We start from the raw sequence: 19,445 nt of genomic DNA on the forward strand, positions 1-19,445 counted from the left end.
ACGGGGGAGATATGGGACGCGAGAACCATCCAGTGTGGGCCGTGTACGACAAGCTTCGCACGGCCCATCTCAATGTCCGATATTACAGTGAAAGACTGCGTCGCCTGGAACGTTGGGACATGGCGATGGACGTGGCGCTGGTTATTGCGGCGCCCACCTCGGCGGTGGCCGGCCTGTGGTTCTTCAAGACGGATATGGGCAAGCACGTCTGGCAAGCGTTCGGCACGTTTGCCGCCTTCGTTGCGGCCATTCGCCCGGCCATCCAGTTCAGAAGGACGCTTAAAGCATACGAAACGACGATCAGCGCTTATCAAGCCCTCGAATACGACCTCGAAACGATCCGCCGCAAAATCGAGCAGCGCGGGATTTACGACGAAGAGTTGAAGTCGGACTTCTTGCGTGCGCTCGAACGGCAGCGCCACATCGATATTTCCAGTCCCGACAAGATCGCCAATTCACGGCTATTGAAATCGTGTACGACGGCGGTCCTGACCGAAATGCCGGCCAGCGCGTTTTTTGTGCCGGAAACGTAGTGGCGCCGGCGCACCTGCCGCGCTCGCCGCGCCGATAGCCGCGCCCGGCCGGCCTCCTGGCCGCCAGGTCAGGCAGCCATCGGCTCCACCGTTCCGGCCGAGCCGGTTCCCCCAGTCTGCGCCCGTTCTTCCTCCCGGATTCGCTCCCCGGCTTGCCGCCCGAGCCCTCGCCGCAACGCGCGCCGCGCTCCACAAAAGTGCCAGTGAATGTGCGTTTTGTATAGGGACGGCATCAGGCGCCTCCCATATTCTTACTCCATCGAGACGATACATCCGGCGCAGCGAAACTCATCGAATGAGCCGCGCCGGGCAATCCAAAGGAGAGGATGTTGAAGAGGAAAGTCCCGCTCAAGATCGCAATCGCTGAGCATCCGCATACGTCGGCCATTCGCAATGGCTCCATTCCCATCGAGGGCGTGGACGCCGAATTCATTACCGTTCAACCGCAAATCGGCGCATTCCGCCGCATGGTGCGCGACGTCGAGTTCGACGTGTGCGAACTGGCGCCGACCACCTACATTATCGCGCGTGCTTACGGCGCGCCGTTCGTCGCGCTGCCGATTTTCGTGGTGCGCCGCTTCCACCACAGCGGCCTGCTCGTGCGCCCCGAAGCCGGCATCCGTCACCCCAAGGATCTCGAAGGCAAGAAGGTCGGCGTGCGCGCCTACTCGGTCACGACGGGCGTGTGGACGCGCCAGGTCCTGATCGACGAGTTCGGCCTCGATTCGTCGAAGGTGACCTGGGTGGTGGACGACGAAGAGCACGTCACGCAACTCAAGCTGCCTGCCAACGTGATTCACGCGCCGGCCGGCAAGTCGCTCGCGGACATGATGGCAAGCGGTGAGCTGGTCGGCGGTTTCGCCGCCGCCGCGGGTATCGGCCGCACCGGCGCGCCCACGGGCGGCTGGAAGGAAGTCGAAGCCGACTACCCCGATCTGCTGCCGAACGCGGCCGAGCTCGAAGCGCAATACTTTGCGCGCACCGGCATCTACCCGATGCACGGCACGATCGTCGTGAAGGACTCGGTGCTCGCCGAGCATCCGTGGATCGCGAAGTCCATCTACGACGCGTTCGACGAAGCGAAGAAGCAGTGGCTCGCGCGTCTCGACGCGGGCGAAGCGACGACCGCGGGCGACAAGAAGTACCTCGCGCTGCGCAGCGTCGTCGGCCACGATCCGCTGCCGTACGGCCTCAAGGAAAACCTCAAGACGATCGAGGCGCTCGAGCAGACCGCGTTCAAGCAAGGCCTCACGCCGCGCCGCATGGCGATCGACGAGCTTTTCGTCGATCCGCAGGCCCGCTGACAAGAACGGAGACATCATGATTATCGATTGCCACGGCCACTTCACGACCGTGCCCGCGTCGTTTCGCAACTGGCGCGCCAAGCAGGTTGAATTCGCCGACGATCCGGCCAATGCGCCGTCGCTCGACGGCGCGCATGTGAGCGACGACCAGATCCGCGACGCGATCGGCAACGGTCAGCTCAAGCTGCAACGCGAGCGCGGCAGCGACCTCACGCTGTTCTCGCCGATCGCGGGCCTGATGAGCCATCACCTCGGCAACGAGCGCACGAGCCTCGAATGGGCCGAAGTGTCGAACAACCTCGTGCACCGCGTGACCGAGCTTTATCCCGAGAACTTCGCGCCGGTGTGCCAGTTGCCGCAGTCGCCGGGCGTCGCGCCGAAGAACAGCGTGGCCGAACTGCGCCGCTGTGTCGAGGAACTGGGCTTCGTTGGCTGCAACCTGAATCCGGACCCGTCGGGCGGCTACTGGACCGGCACGCCGGTGACCGATCGCGAGTGGTATCCGCTTTACGAAGCGCTGGCCGATCTCGACGTGCCCGCGATGATTCACGTGGCGGCTTCCTGCAATCCGTGCTTCCACGGCACAGGCGCGCACTATCTGAATGCTGATACGTCGGTGTTCATGCAGATCCTGCAATCGGACCTGTTCAAGGACTTCCCGACGCTGCGCCTCGTGATTCCGCACGGCGGCGGCGCGGTGCCGTATCACTGGGGCCGTTATCGCGGCATGTCGCTCGAAATGCGCGAGCGTCCGCTCGAAGGACTGCTTAACAATATCTTCTTCGACTCGTGCGTGTACCACCAGCCGGGTGTCGAGCTGCTCACGAAGGTGATCCCGGCCGACAACGTGCTGTTCGGCTCGGAAATGATCGGCGCGGTGCGCGGCAAGGACCCGGTCACGGGCCAGTACTTCGACGACACGAAGCGCTACATCGACGCGTGCCCGGCGCTCAGCGACGAAGACCGCTACAAGATCTTCGAAGGCAACGCACGCCGCGTGTATCCGCGCCTGGACGCACGCCTGAAGGCGCGCGGCAAATAAGCACGGCGCGAGCCGCGAAGAAACAGACCCGTACAGAGGCACTGATGGCTTCACAAATCGTTGATATTCATCCTCACATCATCTCGGACGACGAAACGCGCTATCCGCCCGCGCCGTTGTTCGGCAAGCGCTCGGAGTGGTCGAAAGAGCGTCCGACCACGGTCGAGACGCTGATCGCCGCGATGGACGAGGCGGGCGTCGCCAAGGCCGCGGTGGTGCATTCGTCGACCACGTATGGCTTCGACAACAGCTATGTCGTCGACGGCTGCGCGAAGTACGCGGACCGGCTCGTCGCGGTCGGCTCGGTCGACGTGCTGCAACCGGATGCGCCGCTACGCATTCGCGAGTGGGCGCAGCGAGGCCTGGCGGGCTTGCGGTTGTTCACGGGCGGCAGCACGAAGGAGTTCGATCCGAGCGAGCTGGATGACCCGCGCTCGTTCCCGGCCTGGGAGTTGTGCGCCGAGCTGAACCTGCCGATGTGCATCCAGACCGGCCCGATCGGCCTGCCGCAGATCACGACGCTTGCCCGCCGCTTTCCGAACGTGCGTATCATTCTGGATCACCTCGGCCGTCCCGAGGTCGCGGACGGCGCGCCTTACGCGAAGGCGCAGAGCCTGTTCGACCTCGCGCCGCTCCAGAACATTTACCTGAAACTCACGCCGCGCATTTTCGGCGACGTGAAAAAGGAAAAGGCGAGTGCGGAAACGTTCTTCCCGCGCGTGGTCGAGGCGTTCGGCGCGCAGCGTATGGCGTGGGGCTCGAATTATCCGACCTCGCCGGGCAAGCTCGAGGAGATTCTCGCGACCGCGCAAGCCGGGCTGCAAAGTCTGAGCGAGCAGGACCGCGAGTGGATCTTCGGCAAAACGGCGCTCGCGCTGTATCCCGCGCTGGCCTGAGATCGCGATTCACCCGGACAGCCGCCGCAGCGCATGCAGGCGTTGCGGTGGCTGTGTAACAGATAGCTTGATCAAGAAAGAAGAAGCAGATGGAGACAACCCAACCACAGCGAAGCGCGACAGCGGGCCGATGGAGCGTTCTCACGCTTCTGGCGCTTGGCGTGCTGATTTCGTTTGTCGATCGTACGAGCATCTCCAGCGCGCTGGCGGACACGGGCTTCATTCACGGATTCGATCTGAGCAGCGTGGATCGCGGCTGGATCAACGCGGCCTTCTTCTGGTCCTATGGCGTCTTTCAGGTGCCGATGGGCTGGGTGGCCGACCGCTATGGCGTGAAATGGCCCTATGCGATCTGCTTTGCGCTGTGGTGCCTCGCCACGACGCTGATGGGCGCGGTCACGGCGCTCGAAAGCCTGATCGCCATGCGTCTGATTGTCGGCCTCACCGAGGCGATCGTGATTCCGGCGAGCTATCGCTGGATCCGCAACAACTTCGACGAACGCCAGAACGGGCTCGCCGTGGGCATCCTCGCCATGGGCAACAAGTTCGGCCCGGCATTCGGCGCGCCGGTGGGCGCGTGGTTCATCGTCAACTATTCGTGGAAGATGATGTTCATCGTGACGGGTCTGGTCGGCCTCGTCTGGCTCGTGCCCTGGCTGCTGCTGGTGCGCAACGACTTTCCGTCACGCGCCGAGTTGAAACGCGCGAGCGGCAGCGCGCGCACCGTCACGCTTGCCAGCATTCTGTCGAGCCCGGTCGTGTGGGGCGGCATGATCACGAACTTTTGCTACGGCTACTTCACGTTCTACTGCATGACCTGGATGCCCGCGTATCTGGTCGAGCAGCGCGGGTTGTCGCTGGAGCGCTCGGGTGTCTACACGTTCTTCAGCTTCGCCGGCATCGCGATCGTCGCGGCGCTCGCGGGCTGGGCGGCGGACCGGATTGTCGCGGCAGGGTACAACGCCATTCTCGTGCGCAAGTCGTTCACGATCGCGGGATTCGTGGGCGGTTGCACGGTGCTGCTGGGCGCCTATGCTCATACGCTCGAAGGCGCGCTGTTCTGGAACGTGCTCTCGCTTTCCCTGCTCGGCCTGACGACGGCGAACAACCTCGTGCTCTCGCGGCTCACGTTGATTCCGAAGCAGGCGATCGGCCTCGTCACCGGCGTGCAGCAAGTCGCGACGAGCCTCGCGGGCGGCGTGGCGGCGAGCCTCTCGGGCTGGCTGCTGCACGTGAGCCACAACTACCAGTTGCCGATGATGGTGATCCTGGTGTTCCTGCTGATCGGCGCCACGGCGACCGCAGTGCTGTTCCGTCCGCAATGGGCCCCGAAGGTTTCGGACCCGAAACCTTCGCTTCAGGAGGCCTGAGCGCCGCGACGCGGCCGCAAGCCGATGCCGGCCGCGTCGGGACATCGAACACGACTCCGATCGAAGGATATCCCCGGTTTGCTTTGCATTCCGAATTAATGAGCGGCCAAGGCCGCATGAAAAGAGCTTCAGGGCGCACCCAATTTAAGGCAACCGGCATGGCCGGTGGTAATTGACTGGAAATCACACATGGCGAAGATCGTATTCGGAATGGCCGTGCCGCACAGCGGCATGCTCGGGCAGGCGCCTGAGGACTGGCTGAAAAACGGCGAGCGTGACCGCAATAACCCGGAACTGTGGTTCCGCAATCGCACCTGGACGTATCCGGAGCTGGAAGCCCATCGCGAAGCGGCGTTCGAGCCGTTCCTGACGATCGAGGAGCGCACCGCGCGCGCCGCGCGCTGCCGCGCGGCGCTCGACAAGATGGCCGAGGCCTACCGCGAAGCGCGCATCGACGTCGCGATCATTCTCGGCAAGGACCAGAAGGAGATCTTCACCGACTTCTCGCCTTCGATCGCGATCTACACGGGCGAGGAAGTGCACAACGGGCCGCCGCAGCGCGCCGTCTACGCGCCGGACCATCACGTCACGCACCCGTGCCATCCGCAGCTTGCGACGTACCTGATCGAACGCTTCCAGAACGAAGGCTTCGACATCACGGATCTGTTCGCATGGCCCGACAACGTGTGGATGAAACCGTTGCCCGAGTACCCGGTGGTGCCGCACGCCTATAGCTTCGTCTATCACCAGATCATGGGCGACAACCCGCCGCCGCACGTGCCGGTCATCATGAACTGCTTTTATCCGCCCACGCAGCCTTCCATGGCGCGCTGCATCGAGTTCGGCGAAGTGCTGCGCGATGCGATCAACGCGTGGCCGCAGGACGTGCGCGTGGGCATCTTCGCCTCGGGCGGCCTGTCCCACTTCGTCAACGACGAAGAATTCGATCACAGCATCATGAAGATGCTGGCGGCGTACGACTACGACGGGCTCGCCGCCGTGGACAACCGCTCCTACCAGTCGGGCACTTCGGAAATCAAGCTCTACGCGAGCGTGATGAAGGCGCTCCAGGAAACCGGCGCCGAAATGACGCTCGTGGATTACGTGCCGTGCTGGCGCACGCCCGCCGGAACCGGCGAGGGCATGGGCTTCATGTACTGGAAAGCCGACTGAGCCGCACTCAACCCCATTCAACGAGAGAAAAGATCATGAGCGACACCCGTCTGAACAGCATCATTCGCGCTTTCGAATCCGGCAAACCGGCGTTCACCGCATTCTCGAAGCTCGACAAGCAAAACGCCATTGAAATGAGCGACGCGCCGTACGAAGGCATCGTCTTCGAAATGGAGCACAACCCCTACGACGTGGCCGCGCTCGGCGACGCGCTGCAATACATGCTCAGCCGCAAGCAGATTGCCGAATCGGGCTCGGTTGCGCCGCGCGTGACGCCGATCGCGCGCATTCCCGCCAATGGCGTGGAGATGAACCAGTCGTTTGCGAAGCAGGTGCTCGATCGCGGCGCTTACGGCGTGATCTGGCCGCACGTTTCGACGGTCGAACAGGCGTACAACGCCGTGGCCTCGTGCCGCTATGCGCGGCCGAAGGGCGCGCCGCTCTACGAGCCGAAGGGCGTGCGCGGCGACGGCCCGGCCAACGCCTCGCGCTACTGGGGCTTGAGCATGGCCGACTACTACAAGAAGGCCGACGTGTGGCCGCTCGCGCCGCAGGGTGAAATTCTCGTCGGCCTGATGTGCGAAAGCACGGCGGCGATCGAGAATCTCGACGACATTCTCGCGAACGTGCCCGGCATCGGCTTCATCCTGATCGGCGAAGGCGACCTGAGCCAGGAACTGGGCTGCCCGCGCGACTACGAGAATCCCATCGTGATCGACGCGATGCGCAAGATCGTCGAGACCTGCCACAAGCACAACGTCGTGGTCGGCCATCCGCACGTGACGGCGAAGAATCACAAGCGCCTGATCGAGGAAGGCTACCGCATGCTGATGTCGGCGCCGTCGCGCAGCTACGGTGTCGTGGGCCTCGCGCGCGAGATGGCAGGGTACTAAATGAACGGCGCAGAAAGTCTCGTTGCTACGCTCGTCGATCGGGGCGTCGACATTTGTTTCGCCAATCCGGGCACGTCGGAGATGCACTTTCTCGCCGCGCTCGAAAACCCGAAGATGCGCAGCGTGCTGTGCCTCTTCGAGGGCGTGGCGACCGGCGCCGCCGACGGCTGGTACCGCATGAAGGACACGCCGGCCTCCACGCTGCTGCATCTGGGGCCGGGTCTTGCCAACGGGCTCGCGAACATTCATAACGCGAAGCGCGCGTCGTCGGGCATGGTCAACATCATCGGCGAGCATTCGACCTCGCATTTGAAGTACGATCCGCCGCTGACTTCGGATATCGAAGGGCTTGCGCGGCCGTTGAGCCACTGGGTGCGGCGCGCCGATTCGGCGAGTGCGATTGCGTGGGATGCGGCGAAGGCGGTCGACAAGGCGTCGGAGCATCCGGGCCAGATCGCGACGCTGATCCTGCCGGGCGACACGTCGTGGCGCGAGACGGGGACGACCGTCGTGCCGCCGCGCGAAACGGCGGCGCGGCGTACGCCCGATGCCGCGCGCATCGAGCACGTGGCGCGCGTGCTGCGCTCGGGCGAGCCCGCGCTCATCATTCTCGGCAACAAGGCCACACGCGGCGTTGCGCTCGAACGCGCGGGCAAGGTGGCCGCGGCCACGGGCGCGCGCCTGGGCTCGCAGTTCTTCACCGCGCGCATCGAGCGCGGCGCGGGGCGTGTGCCGCTTGAGCGCATTCCGTATGCGGTCGCGCCGGCGCAGGCGTTTCTGAAGAACTTCAGGCACATCATCACCGTCGAAACGAGCGAGCCGGTGGCGTTCTTCAGCTACCCCGACAAGCCGAGCCTGCTCAAGCAGGAAGGCACGCTGGTGCATCCACTCGTCGAAGCCGACGAAGACAGTGCGCTCGCGTTCGAAATGCTGCTCGACGCGCTGGGCGCCACGGCAACGGCGCCGCTCGTGCAGCCGCGCGTGGAAACCGCCGCGCCGACCGGCGCGCTCAATCCGGTGAGCATCGCGCATGCGCTCGCCGCCGCGCTGCCCGAGAACTGCATCGTCGTGGACGAATCGCTCACCACGGGCCGCGAGACGATGGGCTACACGATGGGCGCGGCGCCGCACGATCTCATCAACAACATGGGCGGCTCGATCGGCTACGCCACGCCCGTGGCCACCGGCGCGGCGCTGGCTTGCCCGGAGCGCCGCGTGTTCTGCATGGTGGGCGACGGCAGCGCGATGTACACGATCCAGTCGCTCTGGACCCAGGCCCGCGAAGGCCTGAATGTCACGACGATCATCTTCGCGAACAACAGCTACGCGATTCTCAAGGCCGAGTATTCGAACATGGGCGCGGGCACGCCCGGCGAGCGTGCGCTCTCGATGATCGACATCGACCGCCCCCGCATCGACTGGCGGGCGATGGCCACGAGCATGGGCGTGCGCTCGGTCTCGGTGGACACGGCGGAGGCCTTCCGCAAGGCCATGACCGACTCGGTGCGCGAGCCCGGCCCGTGTCTGATCGAAGTTCGTCTGTAGTCCTGTTCAAGCAAGGAAACAGGGTGAGTAACACCAGCAAAATCATGCACAAGGAGTGGCATCAATGACTACGCTGACCGGGGTGCCGACATTGCGCACCAATCTGGCCGAATATGCGGTAACGAAGGCAATGCGCGACGGCCGGGTAAAATCGGATCTCGTTACGCTCGACTTTTGCGGGCCCACGCCGGCCCATAACGGCTTCAAGGCGATGGTGCGCGAGAGCGCCTTCGACGCAGGCGAACTGGCGATCGTCACGTTCTTGCAGGCCAAGGCTTACGGCAAGCCCTATGTGTTGCTGCCTGCGCCGATCTCGGGCCGCTTCCAGCATCATTGCGCGGGCTTCAACATCGACTTCGGGCATCTCGATCCGAAGGACATCGAAGGCAAGAAGGTCGGCGTGCGCACCTATAGCCAGACGACGGCGCTCTGGATTCGCGGCATCCTGCGCCACGAATACGGCGTCGATCTCGACAAGGTGACGTGGATGACGCTCGGCGACGGCCATCTCGCCGAGTACAGCGATCCGAACAACTGCCAGCGCTTGCCCGCAGGTTCATCGATCCCGCAGATGATGCTCGACGGCGAACTCGCCGCGGCGCTGCTAGGCGAGGACATGCCGAAGGATCCGCGCGTGCGCACGCTCGTGCCCGACGCGCAGGCGGCGGCGAAAAGCTGGTTCGCACGCGAGGGCGTGGTGCCGATCAACCATATGTTCGTGGTGCACGAGCGGGTGTCGCGCGAGCGTCCGGATGTCGTGCGCGAGATCTACCGCATGGTCGCGCAAAGCCGCGCGCAAACGGAAGGCGGGGTGCCCGCCGTGTTTCCGCCGCTCGGTCTCGAAGCGAACCGCAAGGGCATCCAGCTCGCCATCGACTGGGCGCTCGATCAGAAGATCATTCCGCACCGCCTTTCCGTGGATGAGCTGTTCGACGATGTGACCGGCAGCCTCGGCTGATGGTCGAGTTTGTCTTGCGTTTGTCCCGTGTACGTCGGCCCGAATGCCGGGCCGGCGTAAAGCATGTGCTGTGATGCGAATAAAAAATGGAGACTAGTATTGTGCGTTCTTCGCCTCAGTTGAAAATGAAAGTGCTGTCGTGCCTGATGATCGCCGCAGCCGCCGCGTTCGTGCCGGGAGCGGGCGCCGCGACGGCGACCAGGGGTGATTTGCTGATCTATCGCATCGGCCCGACGACCTCGGAACTCTATGTCGCCAATGCCGACGGCAGCGATGAACATCGGCTGATTCAGTCCGATGGCTTCGATTACCACGGTTCCTTTTCGCCGGACGGCAAATGGATCGTCTTTACCTCGGAGCGCGATGGCCTGGGTCACGCCAGCCTCTACCGCGTGCGTGTGGATGGCACGGGGCTGCAACGTTTGACCGACTGGACCGGGGTGAGCGACGGCGCGGTCTACAACCCGGCCGACCCCAACGTGATCGCCTTCGTTTCGTCGCGTCGCGACAAGACGACCTTCGGCACGACCAACATCTGGACGCTCAACATCAAGACCGGCGCGCTGCACAACGTGACCGGCGATATCAAGTTCGATCCGGACAAGCCGCATAGTTTCTTCCGCCCCTCGTGGTCGCCGGATGGCAAGTGGATCGCGCTGTCGTCCGATATCGGCACCGACTGGCGAGGCCACAACCTGCCGGTCGGCTGGGAGCGCACGCAGGAAACCGGCATCTACGAGATCCATCCGGACGGCACGGGCTTCAGGCCGATCACCACGCGCGCGGGCTTCGCCGAAGGTTCGCCGTCGTGGTCGGCGGACGGCAAGAACGTGGTGTTCTATGAGACGCCAGTCGAATCGACGTGGGGCGCGCACCGCCCCGAGGCGATCGGCAAGGTCAGCACGCAGATCGTGCAGGTCGACGTGGCGACGGGCGAGCGCAAGGATCTGACGAGCACGCCGGGATTCAAGGTGTTCCCGCAGTATGTGGGCGCGACCAACGTGGCGTATCACATCAAGAACGGCGAACAGGAAGGCCTCTATACGACGGACGGCGCCTCGCATGCCACGGCGGGAAGCGGTATCCGCTCGCCGCATTACTCGGCGGACGGCAAGAAGGTCGTCTACGAGAAGGTGGTGTACGGCAAGCCGTTCCACCCGAACGGCACGCCGCTCTACAATTTCGATCCGCAATGGAACTACCGTTTCGTCGACGTGTTCCCGCAACTCTCGCGTGACGGCAAATCGCTCGTGTACACGGAGAAAGCGGTCGGCTCGTCGATCGTCGTGGCGAATACGGACTTCAGCGACGCGCGCCATATCTACGATCCGCTCACCAGCGGCCTCGATCCGAAGATGATCAAGATGGGCCTCGCGGGCGCATTCCAGCCGACCTGGTCGCCGGACAAGCAGTGGGTGGCATTCGGCGTGGGCGGCTGGTTCTTCACGCGCGCTCACATGCCGGGCCGCATCATGCGCATCAAGGCCGACGGCAGCATGAACGGCAAGCCGGAGATGCTGACCGACGGCAAGGAGAACGCGGGTTTCCCGAGCTATTCGCCGGACGGCACGCGGGTTGTCTACCGGGTGTGGAGCGATACGGACAAGGGTCTGCGGATTCTCGACCTGGACACGCACAAGACCACGGTGCTGACCACCGAGCCGGACAACCTGCCGGGCTGGTCGCCGGACGGCAAGAAGATCGTGTTCACGCGCAAGGAGGTCAATCCGACCGACCCGAACAAGTTCCACTTCGACGTGTACACGATCAACCCGGACGGCTCGGATGCGCAGCGTCTCACGCCGCAGGGCTCGAACCAGGCCCACGCGACCTGGACCTGGGACGGCCGCATTGCGTACAGCTCCGGCGAGTATGGTTTCCGCGACGAGCTTTCGCTCTATGACGACACGTTCCAGCCCGACGGCCAGAACTGGGTGATGAACGCGGACGGCAGCGACCGGCACGCGATCACCGACACGGTCTGGGAAGATTCGATGCCGCTCTATATCCCGAAGCAGTAAGCCCGCCTGGCAGGCTGAAATGACGAAGGCACCGCGCTTTGGCGCGGTGCCTTTTTCTATTGGGCGGTCCCGAGGTCGTTGACCCTGGGCGCCCACTTCCGCTGAAACAGCACCACCGTGCTCGTTGCACCCAGCAGCAGGAATGCGAAGATCGCCGTCATGGGCAATGTGTAGGAGCCCTTGCCAAGGTAGAGCAACCAGCCCGAGAGGCTGGCGGAGACGCCGCCCGCGAGACTCGTGGCGACCTGCTGGAGTCCCGTGTTCAGTCCCACTGCGGGCTTGGGGATCAGCGTGAGCTTGCATAACGCCAGATTGTTGGCGGTTGCGAGCCCCAGCAGCGAGAGCGAGAGCACGTTCCAGAAAAGCGCCAGGCCGGGCGAAGGCGTATAAGCGCCGAGCAGCACCGTCGTGCCGCCAATGAACCCGGCGACGACAAACGCCTTGCGCACGAGTACGGCATCCTTGCCGCGCGCGATCATGCGGTCTGCCAGCCAGCCCGCGAAAGCGGCGACGATCGCGATGCCGGCGAAACTGAAGAACGTATAGATGCCCGACTTTTCCAGCGAGAGGCCGCGCTGTTCGACCAGATAGGCCGGCATCCACGTCATGCAATAGAACGCGAAGTAGCTGTAGCAGAAGTTGTTGATGAGTCCGCCCCAGACAACGGGGCTCGCGAGCAGATTGCTGAGCGGCACCGTCCGCGCGCGCCTGACCGCCGCCGCGAGTTCCGCGCTCGAAGGGTGATCGTTCCTGACCATCAGCAGCCAGGGCACGAGCCAGATCAGGCCGATCAGCCCCGTCATGACGAACATCGCTTTCCACGACCACGCGACGATCATCCACGCCGCAATCGGCGCGCCGAGCGCAGGCCCCATTTTTCCGCCAATGGAAAAGATGCCGAGCGCGGTGCCTTTCCGGGTTTCCTCGAAGTTGTTCGCGAGGTAACGATAGGTTGCGGGCACAACGATCGCTTCGGCAAGGCCGATGAGCAGGCGCATGACGATCAGCGCCGCGAGCGTCGTGACGAGGCCGGTGGCCGCGGCGGCCAGGCACCAGATCGCGAAGCAGATCGAGTAGGGCCGCTTCACGCCGTAGCGATCCACGAGCCAGCCCATGGGCATCTGCGCGAGACCATAGGACCAGAATACGGCCGAATTGAGCCAGCCGCGCTGCACGCTCGTCAGCGAAAACTCGTGCACGAAACCTTTGTCGGCCAGCGCGGCGGACAAGCTCGTTCGATCGACGAACGAAATCAGCAGGCCGAGCGAGAGCAGGACGAGAATGCCCCACGGATTCTCGGCGGCCCGCTGTTTGACTGGACAGATGTCCATGGGTGTGGCTCCTTTCTCACTGCGATATCACGGGAACCGAACGCGGTCGCCGCGCGAGTGCGCAGGCGAGTGTCGCGGCGACCGTAATCGTCCGGCGAGTCAGGTTGCTTCAGAGGGCGTGCCGCGTGCTCAGCACGGCTGTCCTTCACGCGCGCCAAGCCACGCGGGGGCGCTTTGCAGCGCAACCGGCCGAAGGAAGCGCTCCAGCGCTTCGTAGCCCACCGAAGTCGTGAACGGCTGTGTGGAGGCGGGCCACGGGCCGCCGTGCTGCTGGCTGCGCGTGACGGCTACGCCTGTGGGCACGCCGCTGAAGAGCACGCGCCCGGCGATCTGCGTGGCGCGGCGCGTGACGCGGCGCACGTCGGGCGTGTCCTCGTCCGCGCCCCACAGCGTGACCGTGAGACTGCCGCCGACCGCGCCCAGCACCTCGACGATGTCGTCGATCGAACCGGCGCGCACGATCAGGCAAGCCGGGCCGAAAATCTCTTCGTGCAGCGCGGGCGTAGCGACGAACTGTTTTGCGCTCGTGCGCGCGAGCACGGGGCGCGGCGCGGCGGTTTCGTCGCGGTCGTCGCTGCCTGCGAGGATGGTCTGCACGCCGGGCGTGCCGAGCAGGCGCGCGACGCCTTCGTCGAAGTTGCGCTTCATGGCGGGCGTGAGCATGCGATGCGTCGGCTTTTCGCGCAGCTCGTCGCGCAGCGTATCTTCGAAGCGTTGCGCGGGCGCGCCTTCGAGCAGCACGACGAGGCCGGGGCTCGTGCAAACCTGAGCGCAGCCGAATTCGATCGATGCCGCGAGGGTTTGTGCGAGCACGCGCGCCTGGGTTTCGAGCGCCGAGGGAAGCGCGACAACCGGATTGATCGAGCCCAGTTCGCCATAGAACGGAATGGGCCGCGCCCGCGCATTCGCAAGACGCCAGAGCGCCGCGCCGCCCTTGAACGAACCGGTGAACGCGACCGCCGCGATGTCGGGATGATTGACGAGCTCGATGCCCGGCTCGACGCCCGCGCCTTCCACCATGCCGATGATCGCGGCGGGCAGGCCTTGTCCGGCGATCACGGCGCGCGCGAGCTCGAATACGCTGCGCGAAAGCCTGGGGTGGCCCGGATGGGCCTTGACCACCACGGGGCAGCCGGCCGCCAGCGCGGAAGCGGTGTCTCCGCCGAGCACGGAAAACGCGAACGGGAAGTTGCTGGCCGAGAACATGGCGACCGGCCCGAGCGGAATCCGCACGCGGCTCAGATGAGGCCGCCCGGCGGGCGGCGCCTGGGCAATGGCCGGGTCGTCGGTCAGGGCGAACGCATGGCCCGCCTCGACGTAATCGGCGAAGCCGTTGAGCTGGAAGCGCGTGCGGTCGATCTCGCCATTCAGGCGCGCGCCGCCGAGCGAGGTTTCTTCATCGGCGATACGCACGAGCGCGTCGCGTTGCGTGTCGAGCGCGTTCGCCAGTGCGCGCAATAGCGCTGCGCGCGTGCGGGCGGACGACTGTGCCCAGTCATCGGCTATCGCCGCCGCCGCGGTGACGGTTGCGTGAATGTGCGCGGCGCTATGGTCTTGAATCTGCATGGGGACTCCAGAGAAAAAGGCAGAAGGGAAAGAAGGGTCGAGCGTTTGCGATCCTGAGAGCCGGGCCATTCATGCGGGCGGTGCGGGCCGTTGACAATGAGCGCCTTGAAACGCATCGAGCGGTCATGAAGAAACCACGTGGTGGTTTCCCCATGACCGCTCCTTTGCGCGGCAAACGGATCAGAAGTGAATTTCGGCCTGAAGCATCGGCACCGAGGTGATGGTTCCCGGGGCGGCGTGCGTCGGCGTGCCGTACATGTGATACCAGTATTCGTAGCCCACACCGGCGTAGACCACGCGCGGGTGCCCCGCGAACGAGCCGAGATCGGCGAGCAGCGCCATGCGCGTGAGGAATTCGGTCGTGGTTTCCACGCCGAAGCCGTCGCGGCCCTTCGGTCCCGTTATACCCGCGAAGCCGCGGAACACGAGCGGCACGGGGCCCACGCGGAACGGATAGAGCCACGAGCTTTCAAGGTGCCATGCGGTGTTGAAGCGCACGTCCACGCCCGAGATGCCGTTGTGATTGCTTTCCGTGCGCAGACCGGCCGTGAAGTTCCAGTAGCCGCGCGGGATCGCGAACTCGATCGTGGGGCCGACCACGAGCATGCGCGCCCGCTCGGAGTACGAATCGTTCTTCACGCCGAATTCATAGCCGATCGTCAGGCCGTAATCGCGAATCGGGCCAAAGCCGAGATAGCGGCCGAAGATCTTGCCCGCGCTGAACTGGACGCGGCCGACGCTATACACCTCCTGCGCCCCGCCGGTTTTCGGGCCGCCGGACTCCGGGTTGGCCGCATTGGAGACGAGATAGTCGACGTTGAACGCGTAGCTGCCGAACCGGAAACCGCCGATCGTGGTGAGGTAGCCGATGTTCTGCATCACCGAAGAGTTGATGCCGGGATAATGAAAATCCGTGCCCCAGCGATAGCCGATGAACGTGTCGTTCCAGATGGCGGGCGGCGCGTCGGGTTCGCCGATGGTCTGAGGCGGCGCGGCGCCGTTCGGGACTTCCTGGCGCAGCGGCGGCGCGGAAGAGTTCGGCGCGGTAATGACTTCAGCGTGGGCGAATTGCGAAAGGCAGCAAAAGAGGGCCGCGCCAAGGGCTGGCGCACGCAAGGCTAGCGTTAGGCTTTTCATGTCTCCATCCGGACTATATTTATGTTGATGTCTTCGACGTGGTCGCTTGGGGATACCCCGACGACTCGTGATGCGGTCGCACCGTCCGCACTGGCCGCATGGTTGAACCATCCGGCGCAGAAAACGCTGTCACGGTGGTGAAGAATCTTAGTGGGCGCGTCGGCGCCTGCCTTTACACAAAAATGAGATTCGCTGGCACTTTTTGCTGACAAGGCGAAAGTTTTTGCCGCGACGAGATCGTGTCTTTGTGCTCAACGGGATCACAAAAATGCCAGCGAACCTGCGTCATGTGTAGGGACGCGCGGCCCATCCTCCCCTACGCTTGACCCATAAGACAGACCGTGCTTGCGCGGCCGGACGTTCTTGTCCGGTCATGGCGCGGCATGGCGATAGAAGGAGACACCGTTGTACGGAATGCAATGTCCGCCCGCTGTTCTTTCGTCGGCCAACTGCGCGGCCAACTGCGCCTGCGCCGCGCCGTTGCGATCTTCTCAAGCCCCATTCCAGCCTTAATCCCGCGGCTCGTCCTTCACTCGCACTGGCGCAAAAGGAGGTGAAACGCCGAACAACACAACACGACGAGTTGTGGCGATTTGACCAAATCAGTCAGGTATACGAACTGATTTTTAAGCGCGCAATCGATGACGCGCGTGCAACCAATAACAATTCCTCATGGAGACAAAATGAAAAGGCTAGTGATTTCCTTGTCGGGCGTAGCGGCGGCAGGCTGCATTAACGTCGCGCATGCGCAATCGTCCGTTACGCTGTACGGCGTCATCGACAATGGAATCGAATACCAGAACGCGGGTTCCGGTTCGGTCGTGCGCGCGGTGTCGGGCGGCCTTTTCGCGAGCCGCTACGGCCTGAAAGGCAGCGAGGACATTGGCGGCGGCGTACACGTCAATTTCCAGCTCGAACAGGGCTTTAACGGTGTGACGGGTGCGGCGTCGAACGCGGCGGCAGCGTTCAATCGCCAGGCGTGGGTGGGCTTTTCCGGCGCATTCGGCGAAACGCGTTTTGGCCTGCAAAACACGCCGCAGTATATTTTCATGAACCCGGAGCTGGACCCGCTCGCGGTCATGAGCATCGCGTCGCCGATGAACAACTTCAACAGCCTGACCGTGCGGGTCAACAATGCAATTTCGTATTTCACGCCAACGGTGTATGGCCTGACCGCGCAATTCATGGTTGCCATGCGCGATTCGACGACCAAGCCGAGCAACGGGCTCCAGTTCTATAACGCGGCGGTGCGCTATACGAACGGCACGTTCCGCGCGGCGGCCGGCTACGAGCAGGCCGCCAATGCGGCGGGCACGTCCACGTTGAAGGTGTTCAATGCGGGCACGTCGCTGGGCGTGGGTGCGGCGCGCTTCTATCTGGCCTATCACACGGAACGGCAGACGGACAACAGCGTCAAGCGCGACGTGTATGAAGCTTCCACGTCGTATCGCATCGATCCGGCCAACCAGGTCGCGCTGCTTTACGGCTACGCGCACGACCGCACCGGAAACGGCAATAACGCCCAGCAGATCGGCCTGAATTACGAGTATTACTTTTCCAAGGCGACAACGCTGTACGCGTCGGCGGGCTTTATCCAGAACCGCAACAAGGCCCAGTTTACGCTCAACGGCACCGCGTACGGCGGCGTTGCGGGTGTGCCGGGCGCCAACACGCGCGGCGCGGTGGTGGGGCTCGTCCATATGTTCTGACGACGGCACGGGCGCGGGCGTTTGTCCGCCTGCACCCGCGCCCGTGCCCGGATTCGGGTAAGCCGCAGGTCGCGGCTTGCAGAAAGGTATGAAAGAATCGGCCTCTTTCCTCCAGGACCGCTGAGGGCGCAATGATCGTCCGCGATCTTGTGGGCGGTTTTAGCGAGACAGCATGCTGACAAAGGGGGCGGCCGACCCTGGCAGCGAGATCCACACGGTTTTTCGCAGCAGGGCGAGCAGCAGTGAGATTGGGCCGGACCCGCGCCGCGTGCGCTCGCGCGGCTCAAGGCGGCGCGCCGGTCGTGCGCGCTCCCGCGCACATCAAGCGCTTGCGCCCGGGCTTGCGCCAATCTGGTTGTCTCGACAACGATCCAGCCGTTTCCCCGCTTGATTGACCGCCCCGAATGCGCCACGGCGTTCGCATGGGCGCGTTATGCTTTTGTCCGACCGCACCGGCTTGCGATATATTGCGCATTCCACGACCGTGAAATCAGTCGAAGCGGTTGCGGCAAGACGGGGCGTAGCCCCACGCAAAATCGATATGCGCCTGGCGAAGACGTCGTGCCTTTGCCCGGCAAAAATGAAATTCACGCGGACACCCGCGCCCGCAAACCGGGGCGCGAACCCGGAATTTCAATGGCGGCCGGCGCGCACCGGCGCGGCTGCCAAGGAGACCTTATGACACACACCGCCACGGCAAATGAACCACGCAGCCGCGATGGCAAGGCGAGGGCGAAGCGAACGACGGTACCCAAGGTTCGCCTGTACGTGGAACGCACCGAGCGGCAGAACTGGTTCGTGCACGTCGGGCACGTGACCGACCGGGGCCGCTGGCGCACCGAGCCCCACGCGCACCCGGCCTATGGCCAGGTGATCTTCGTGCGCAGCGGGCGCGGCGTGATCAATCTCGAAGGCAGCGCGCTCCCGTTCGAAGCCCCGTGCGCGCTGCTCCTGCCGACCGAATGCGTCCACGGTCTAGACTACGAGATCGACGTGGACCGCTGGGTGGTCACCATCGAAGTGGCCTATCTGGCGCAGGTGAACGGCAAGCTGCAAGACTTCATTCAGCTGTGGACCGCGCCGCGCATGATTCCGCTCGGCGACATGGCCGACGGCGGCGAGCGCTTCTACAGTCTGGTGCAAAGCCTCAAGCAGGAGTCGGAATCCAACGCCGTGGGTCACGTGATCGGCACCGAGGCCTTGCTGACCACGCTGCTGCTCATGCTCGTGCGCGAGGCGCGCCTCGACCAGACCGGCAACGAAGGCGAATCGCGCAACAACGTGCGGCTCGTCGACCGTTTTCGCAAGCTGATCGACCAGCACTACCGCGAGAACCTGCCGTTGCAGGACTACGCCTCGATGATGGCGGTGTCGCTCGTGCAACTCCGGGCGGCATGCACGTCGGCAGGCGAACAGAGCCCCACGAAGATGATCCGCACGCGCATCATTACCGAGGCGAAGCGCAATCTCATCTTCGGCGAAATGTCGGTCGAACAGATCGCCTTCGGGCTCGGCTTTGCGGATGCGGCCTATTTCACGCGGTTTTTCCGCCGCGAAGTGGGCCAGACCCCGAGCCAGTTCCGCGTCGCCGCGCGGGCGCAGACGCCGCAACAGGCGCAATAGCCGCAACAGCCACAGTAGCCGCCGCCGCAAGAGCACATCCCGCACGGCGCTTGCCGCAATACGCGGCGGCTTGCGGGTGCGCATCAAAAAAGTGCTGGCGAACCCGTGTTTTGTACAGGGACGAACACGACCGGGTCGGCTACCCTTGGTGTGCGTGCTCGCTTTGTTGGGGACCTGCCGTGACAGGGGGCCTTCCACGCCATCGTGGCGTGGCGAGCGCGTGAGCGGCCAGGAGACGCCGCTCGCCACGATAGTCCGGCACGCGCAACGTGGCCGCGTGTCGGCGCGCCTCGCACAATAACACTCAAATCGTCCTGTTCACCGACTATGGTTCAGTGCTTTTC

At 64.2% G+C, this 19,445-nt stretch carries 15 protein-coding genes; 12 read left to right on the plus strand and 3 right to left on the minus strand.

Features of this window, described 5'->3' with window-relative positions; translation table 11 throughout:
- Nucleotides 1–119: 119 nt before the first annotated feature.
- The 10 genes from C7401_RS19725 to C7401_RS19770 all read left to right on the plus strand — a co-directional run bounded on the left by C7401_RS19725 (nucleotide 120) and on the right by C7401_RS19770 (nucleotide 11,735).
- Nucleotides 120–533 carry a hypothetical protein gene (locus C7401_RS19725; protein ID WP_112173076.1) on the plus strand — a complete coding sequence of 138 codons (414 nt, stop codon included), beginning with the start codon at nucleotides 120–122 and terminating at the stop codon, nucleotides 531–533.
- A gap of 326 nt (nucleotides 534–859) precedes the next feature.
- Complete coding sequence (locus tag C7401_RS19730) at nucleotides 860–1,837, plus strand: PhnD/SsuA/transferrin family substrate-binding protein (protein WP_112173077.1); 978 nt, start codon at nucleotides 860–862, stop codon at nucleotides 1,835–1,837.
- Between the two features lie 16 nt (nucleotides 1,838–1,853).
- Nucleotides 1,854–2,879, plus strand: a complete 1,026-nt coding sequence (locus tag C7401_RS19735) for an amidohydrolase family protein (protein WP_112173078.1) — start codon at nucleotides 1,854–1,856, stop codon at nucleotides 2,877–2,879.
- A gap of 44 nt (nucleotides 2,880–2,923) precedes the next feature.
- Nucleotides 2,924–3,775 (plus strand): amidohydrolase family protein, encoded by an 852-nt coding sequence (locus tag C7401_RS19740; RefSeq protein ID WP_112173079.1) that lies wholly within the window; start codon nucleotides 2,924–2,926, stop codon nucleotides 3,773–3,775.
- Nucleotides 3,776–3,864: 89 nt separating this feature from the next.
- Nucleotides 3,865–5,145, plus strand: a complete 1,281-nt coding sequence (locus C7401_RS19745; protein ID WP_112173080.1) for an MFS transporter — start codon at nucleotides 3,865–3,867, stop codon at nucleotides 5,143–5,145.
- 189 nt (nucleotides 5,146–5,334) lie between these two features.
- Nucleotides 5,335–6,318, plus strand: a complete 984-nt coding sequence (locus C7401_RS19750; RefSeq protein WP_112173081.1) for a DODA-type extradiol aromatic ring-opening family dioxygenase — start codon at nucleotides 5,335–5,337, stop codon at nucleotides 6,316–6,318.
- A 35-nt stretch (nucleotides 6,319–6,353) separates the two neighbouring features.
- Entirely contained in the window at nucleotides 6,354–7,211 is an 858-nt protein-coding gene (locus C7401_RS19755; protein WP_112173082.1) for an HpcH/HpaI aldolase family protein, read from the plus strand.
- Complete coding sequence (locus tag C7401_RS19760) at nucleotides 7,212–8,756, plus strand: acetolactate synthase large subunit (protein ID WP_112173083.1); 1,545 nt, start codon at nucleotides 7,212–7,214, stop codon at nucleotides 8,754–8,756.
- A 64-nt stretch (nucleotides 8,757–8,820) separates the two neighbouring features.
- Nucleotides 8,821–9,714, plus strand: a complete 894-nt coding sequence (locus C7401_RS19765; protein WP_112173084.1) for a type 2 periplasmic-binding domain-containing protein — start codon at nucleotides 8,821–8,823, stop codon at nucleotides 9,712–9,714.
- Nucleotides 9,715–9,839: 125 nt separating this feature from the next.
- Nucleotides 9,840–11,735, plus strand: a complete 1,896-nt coding sequence (locus C7401_RS19770; protein ID WP_258397162.1) for a hypothetical protein — start codon at nucleotides 9,840–9,842, stop codon at nucleotides 11,733–11,735.
- Nucleotides 11,736–11,791: 56 nt separating this feature from the next.
- Here C7401_RS19770 and C7401_RS19775 read toward each other — a convergent pair whose 3' ends face one another.
- The 3 genes from C7401_RS19775 to C7401_RS19785 all read right to left on the minus strand — a co-directional run bounded on the left by C7401_RS19775 (nucleotide 11,792) and on the right by C7401_RS19785 (nucleotide 15,769).
- On the minus strand, nucleotides 11,792–13,066 hold the full coding sequence (locus C7401_RS19775; protein ID WP_112173086.1) for an MFS transporter: 1,275 nt from the start codon (nucleotides 13,064–13,066) through the stop codon (nucleotides 11,792–11,794).
- A 129-nt stretch (nucleotides 13,067–13,195) separates the two neighbouring features.
- Nucleotides 13,196–14,632, minus strand: a complete 1,437-nt coding sequence (locus tag C7401_RS19780) for an aldehyde dehydrogenase (NADP(+)) (RefSeq protein ID WP_112173087.1) — start codon at nucleotides 14,630–14,632, stop codon at nucleotides 13,196–13,198.
- 180 nt (nucleotides 14,633–14,812) lie between these two features.
- Nucleotides 14,813–15,769, minus strand: coding sequence for a hypothetical protein (locus C7401_RS19785; RefSeq protein WP_146757954.1), 957 nt, complete (start codon nucleotides 15,767–15,769; stop codon nucleotides 14,813–14,815).
- A 683-nt stretch (nucleotides 15,770–16,452) separates the two neighbouring features.
- On the opposite strand from C7401_RS19785, the gene C7401_RS19790 reads away from it, so the two are divergent.
- Both C7401_RS19790 and C7401_RS19795 read left to right on the plus strand, forming a co-directional pair.
- Complete coding sequence (locus C7401_RS19790; protein ID WP_112173089.1) at nucleotides 16,453–17,478, plus strand: porin; 1,026 nt, start codon at nucleotides 16,453–16,455, stop codon at nucleotides 17,476–17,478.
- Between the two features lie 678 nt (nucleotides 17,479–18,156).
- On the plus strand, nucleotides 18,157–19,101 hold the full coding sequence (locus C7401_RS19795) for a helix-turn-helix domain-containing protein (protein WP_112173090.1): 945 nt from the start codon (nucleotides 18,157–18,159) through the stop codon (nucleotides 19,099–19,101).
- Nucleotides 19,102–19,445 lie beyond the last annotated feature (344 nt).

The organism is Paraburkholderia unamae, from assembly GCF_003268775.1.
GTDB lineage: Bacteria > Pseudomonadota > Gammaproteobacteria > Burkholderiales > Burkholderiaceae > Paraburkholderia > Paraburkholderia unamae.

Excerpts from the sequence above, each read along its gene's own strand:
- C7401_RS19745 (WP_112173080.1), top strand. The coding sequence starts at position 3,865 with ATGGAGACAACCCAACCACAGCGAAGCGCGACAGCGGGCCGATGGAGC.
- C7401_RS19755 (WP_112173082.1), top strand. The coding sequence starts at position 6,354 with ATGAGCGACACCCGTCTGAACAGCATCATTCGCGCTTTCGAATCCGGC.
- C7401_RS19750 (WP_112173081.1), top strand. The coding sequence starts at position 5,335 with ATGGCGAAGATCGTATTCGGAATGGCCGTGCCGCACAGCGGCATGCTC.
- C7401_RS19770 (WP_258397162.1), top strand. The coding sequence starts at position 9,840 with ATGAAAGTGCTGTCGTGCCTGATGATCGCCGCAGCCGCCGCGTTCGTG.
- C7401_RS19740 (WP_112173079.1), top strand. The coding sequence starts at position 2,924 with ATGGCTTCACAAATCGTTGATATTCATCCTCACATCATCTCGGACGAC.
- C7401_RS19790 (WP_112173089.1), top strand. The coding sequence starts at position 16,453 with ATGAAAAGGCTAGTGATTTCCTTGTCGGGCGTAGCGGCGGCAGGCTGC.
- C7401_RS19780 (WP_112173087.1), bottom strand. The coding sequence starts at position 14,632 with ATGCAGATTCAAGACCATAGCGCCGCGCACATTCACGCAACCGTCACC.
- C7401_RS19730 (WP_112173077.1), top strand. The coding sequence starts at position 860 with ATGTTGAAGAGGAAAGTCCCGCTCAAGATCGCAATCGCTGAGCATCCG.
- C7401_RS19725 (WP_112173076.1), top strand. The coding sequence starts at position 120 with ATGGCGATGGACGTGGCGCTGGTTATTGCGGCGCCCACCTCGGCGGTG.
- C7401_RS19775 (WP_112173086.1), bottom strand. The coding sequence starts at position 13,066 with ATGGACATCTGTCCAGTCAAACAGCGGGCCGCCGAGAATCCGTGGGGC.
- C7401_RS19735 (WP_112173078.1), top strand. The coding sequence starts at position 1,854 with ATGATTATCGATTGCCACGGCCACTTCACGACCGTGCCCGCGTCGTTT.
- C7401_RS19785 (WP_146757954.1), bottom strand. The coding sequence starts at position 15,769 with ATGAAAAGCCTAACGCTAGCCTTGCGTGCGCCAGCCCTTGGCGCGGCC.
- C7401_RS19760 (WP_112173083.1), top strand. The coding sequence starts at position 7,212 with ATGAACGGCGCAGAAAGTCTCGTTGCTACGCTCGTCGATCGGGGCGTC.
- C7401_RS19765 (WP_112173084.1), top strand. The coding sequence starts at position 8,821 with ATGACTACGCTGACCGGGGTGCCGACATTGCGCACCAATCTGGCCGAA.
- C7401_RS19795 (WP_112173090.1), top strand. The coding sequence starts at position 18,157 with ATGACACACACCGCCACGGCAAATGAACCACGCAGCCGCGATGGCAAG.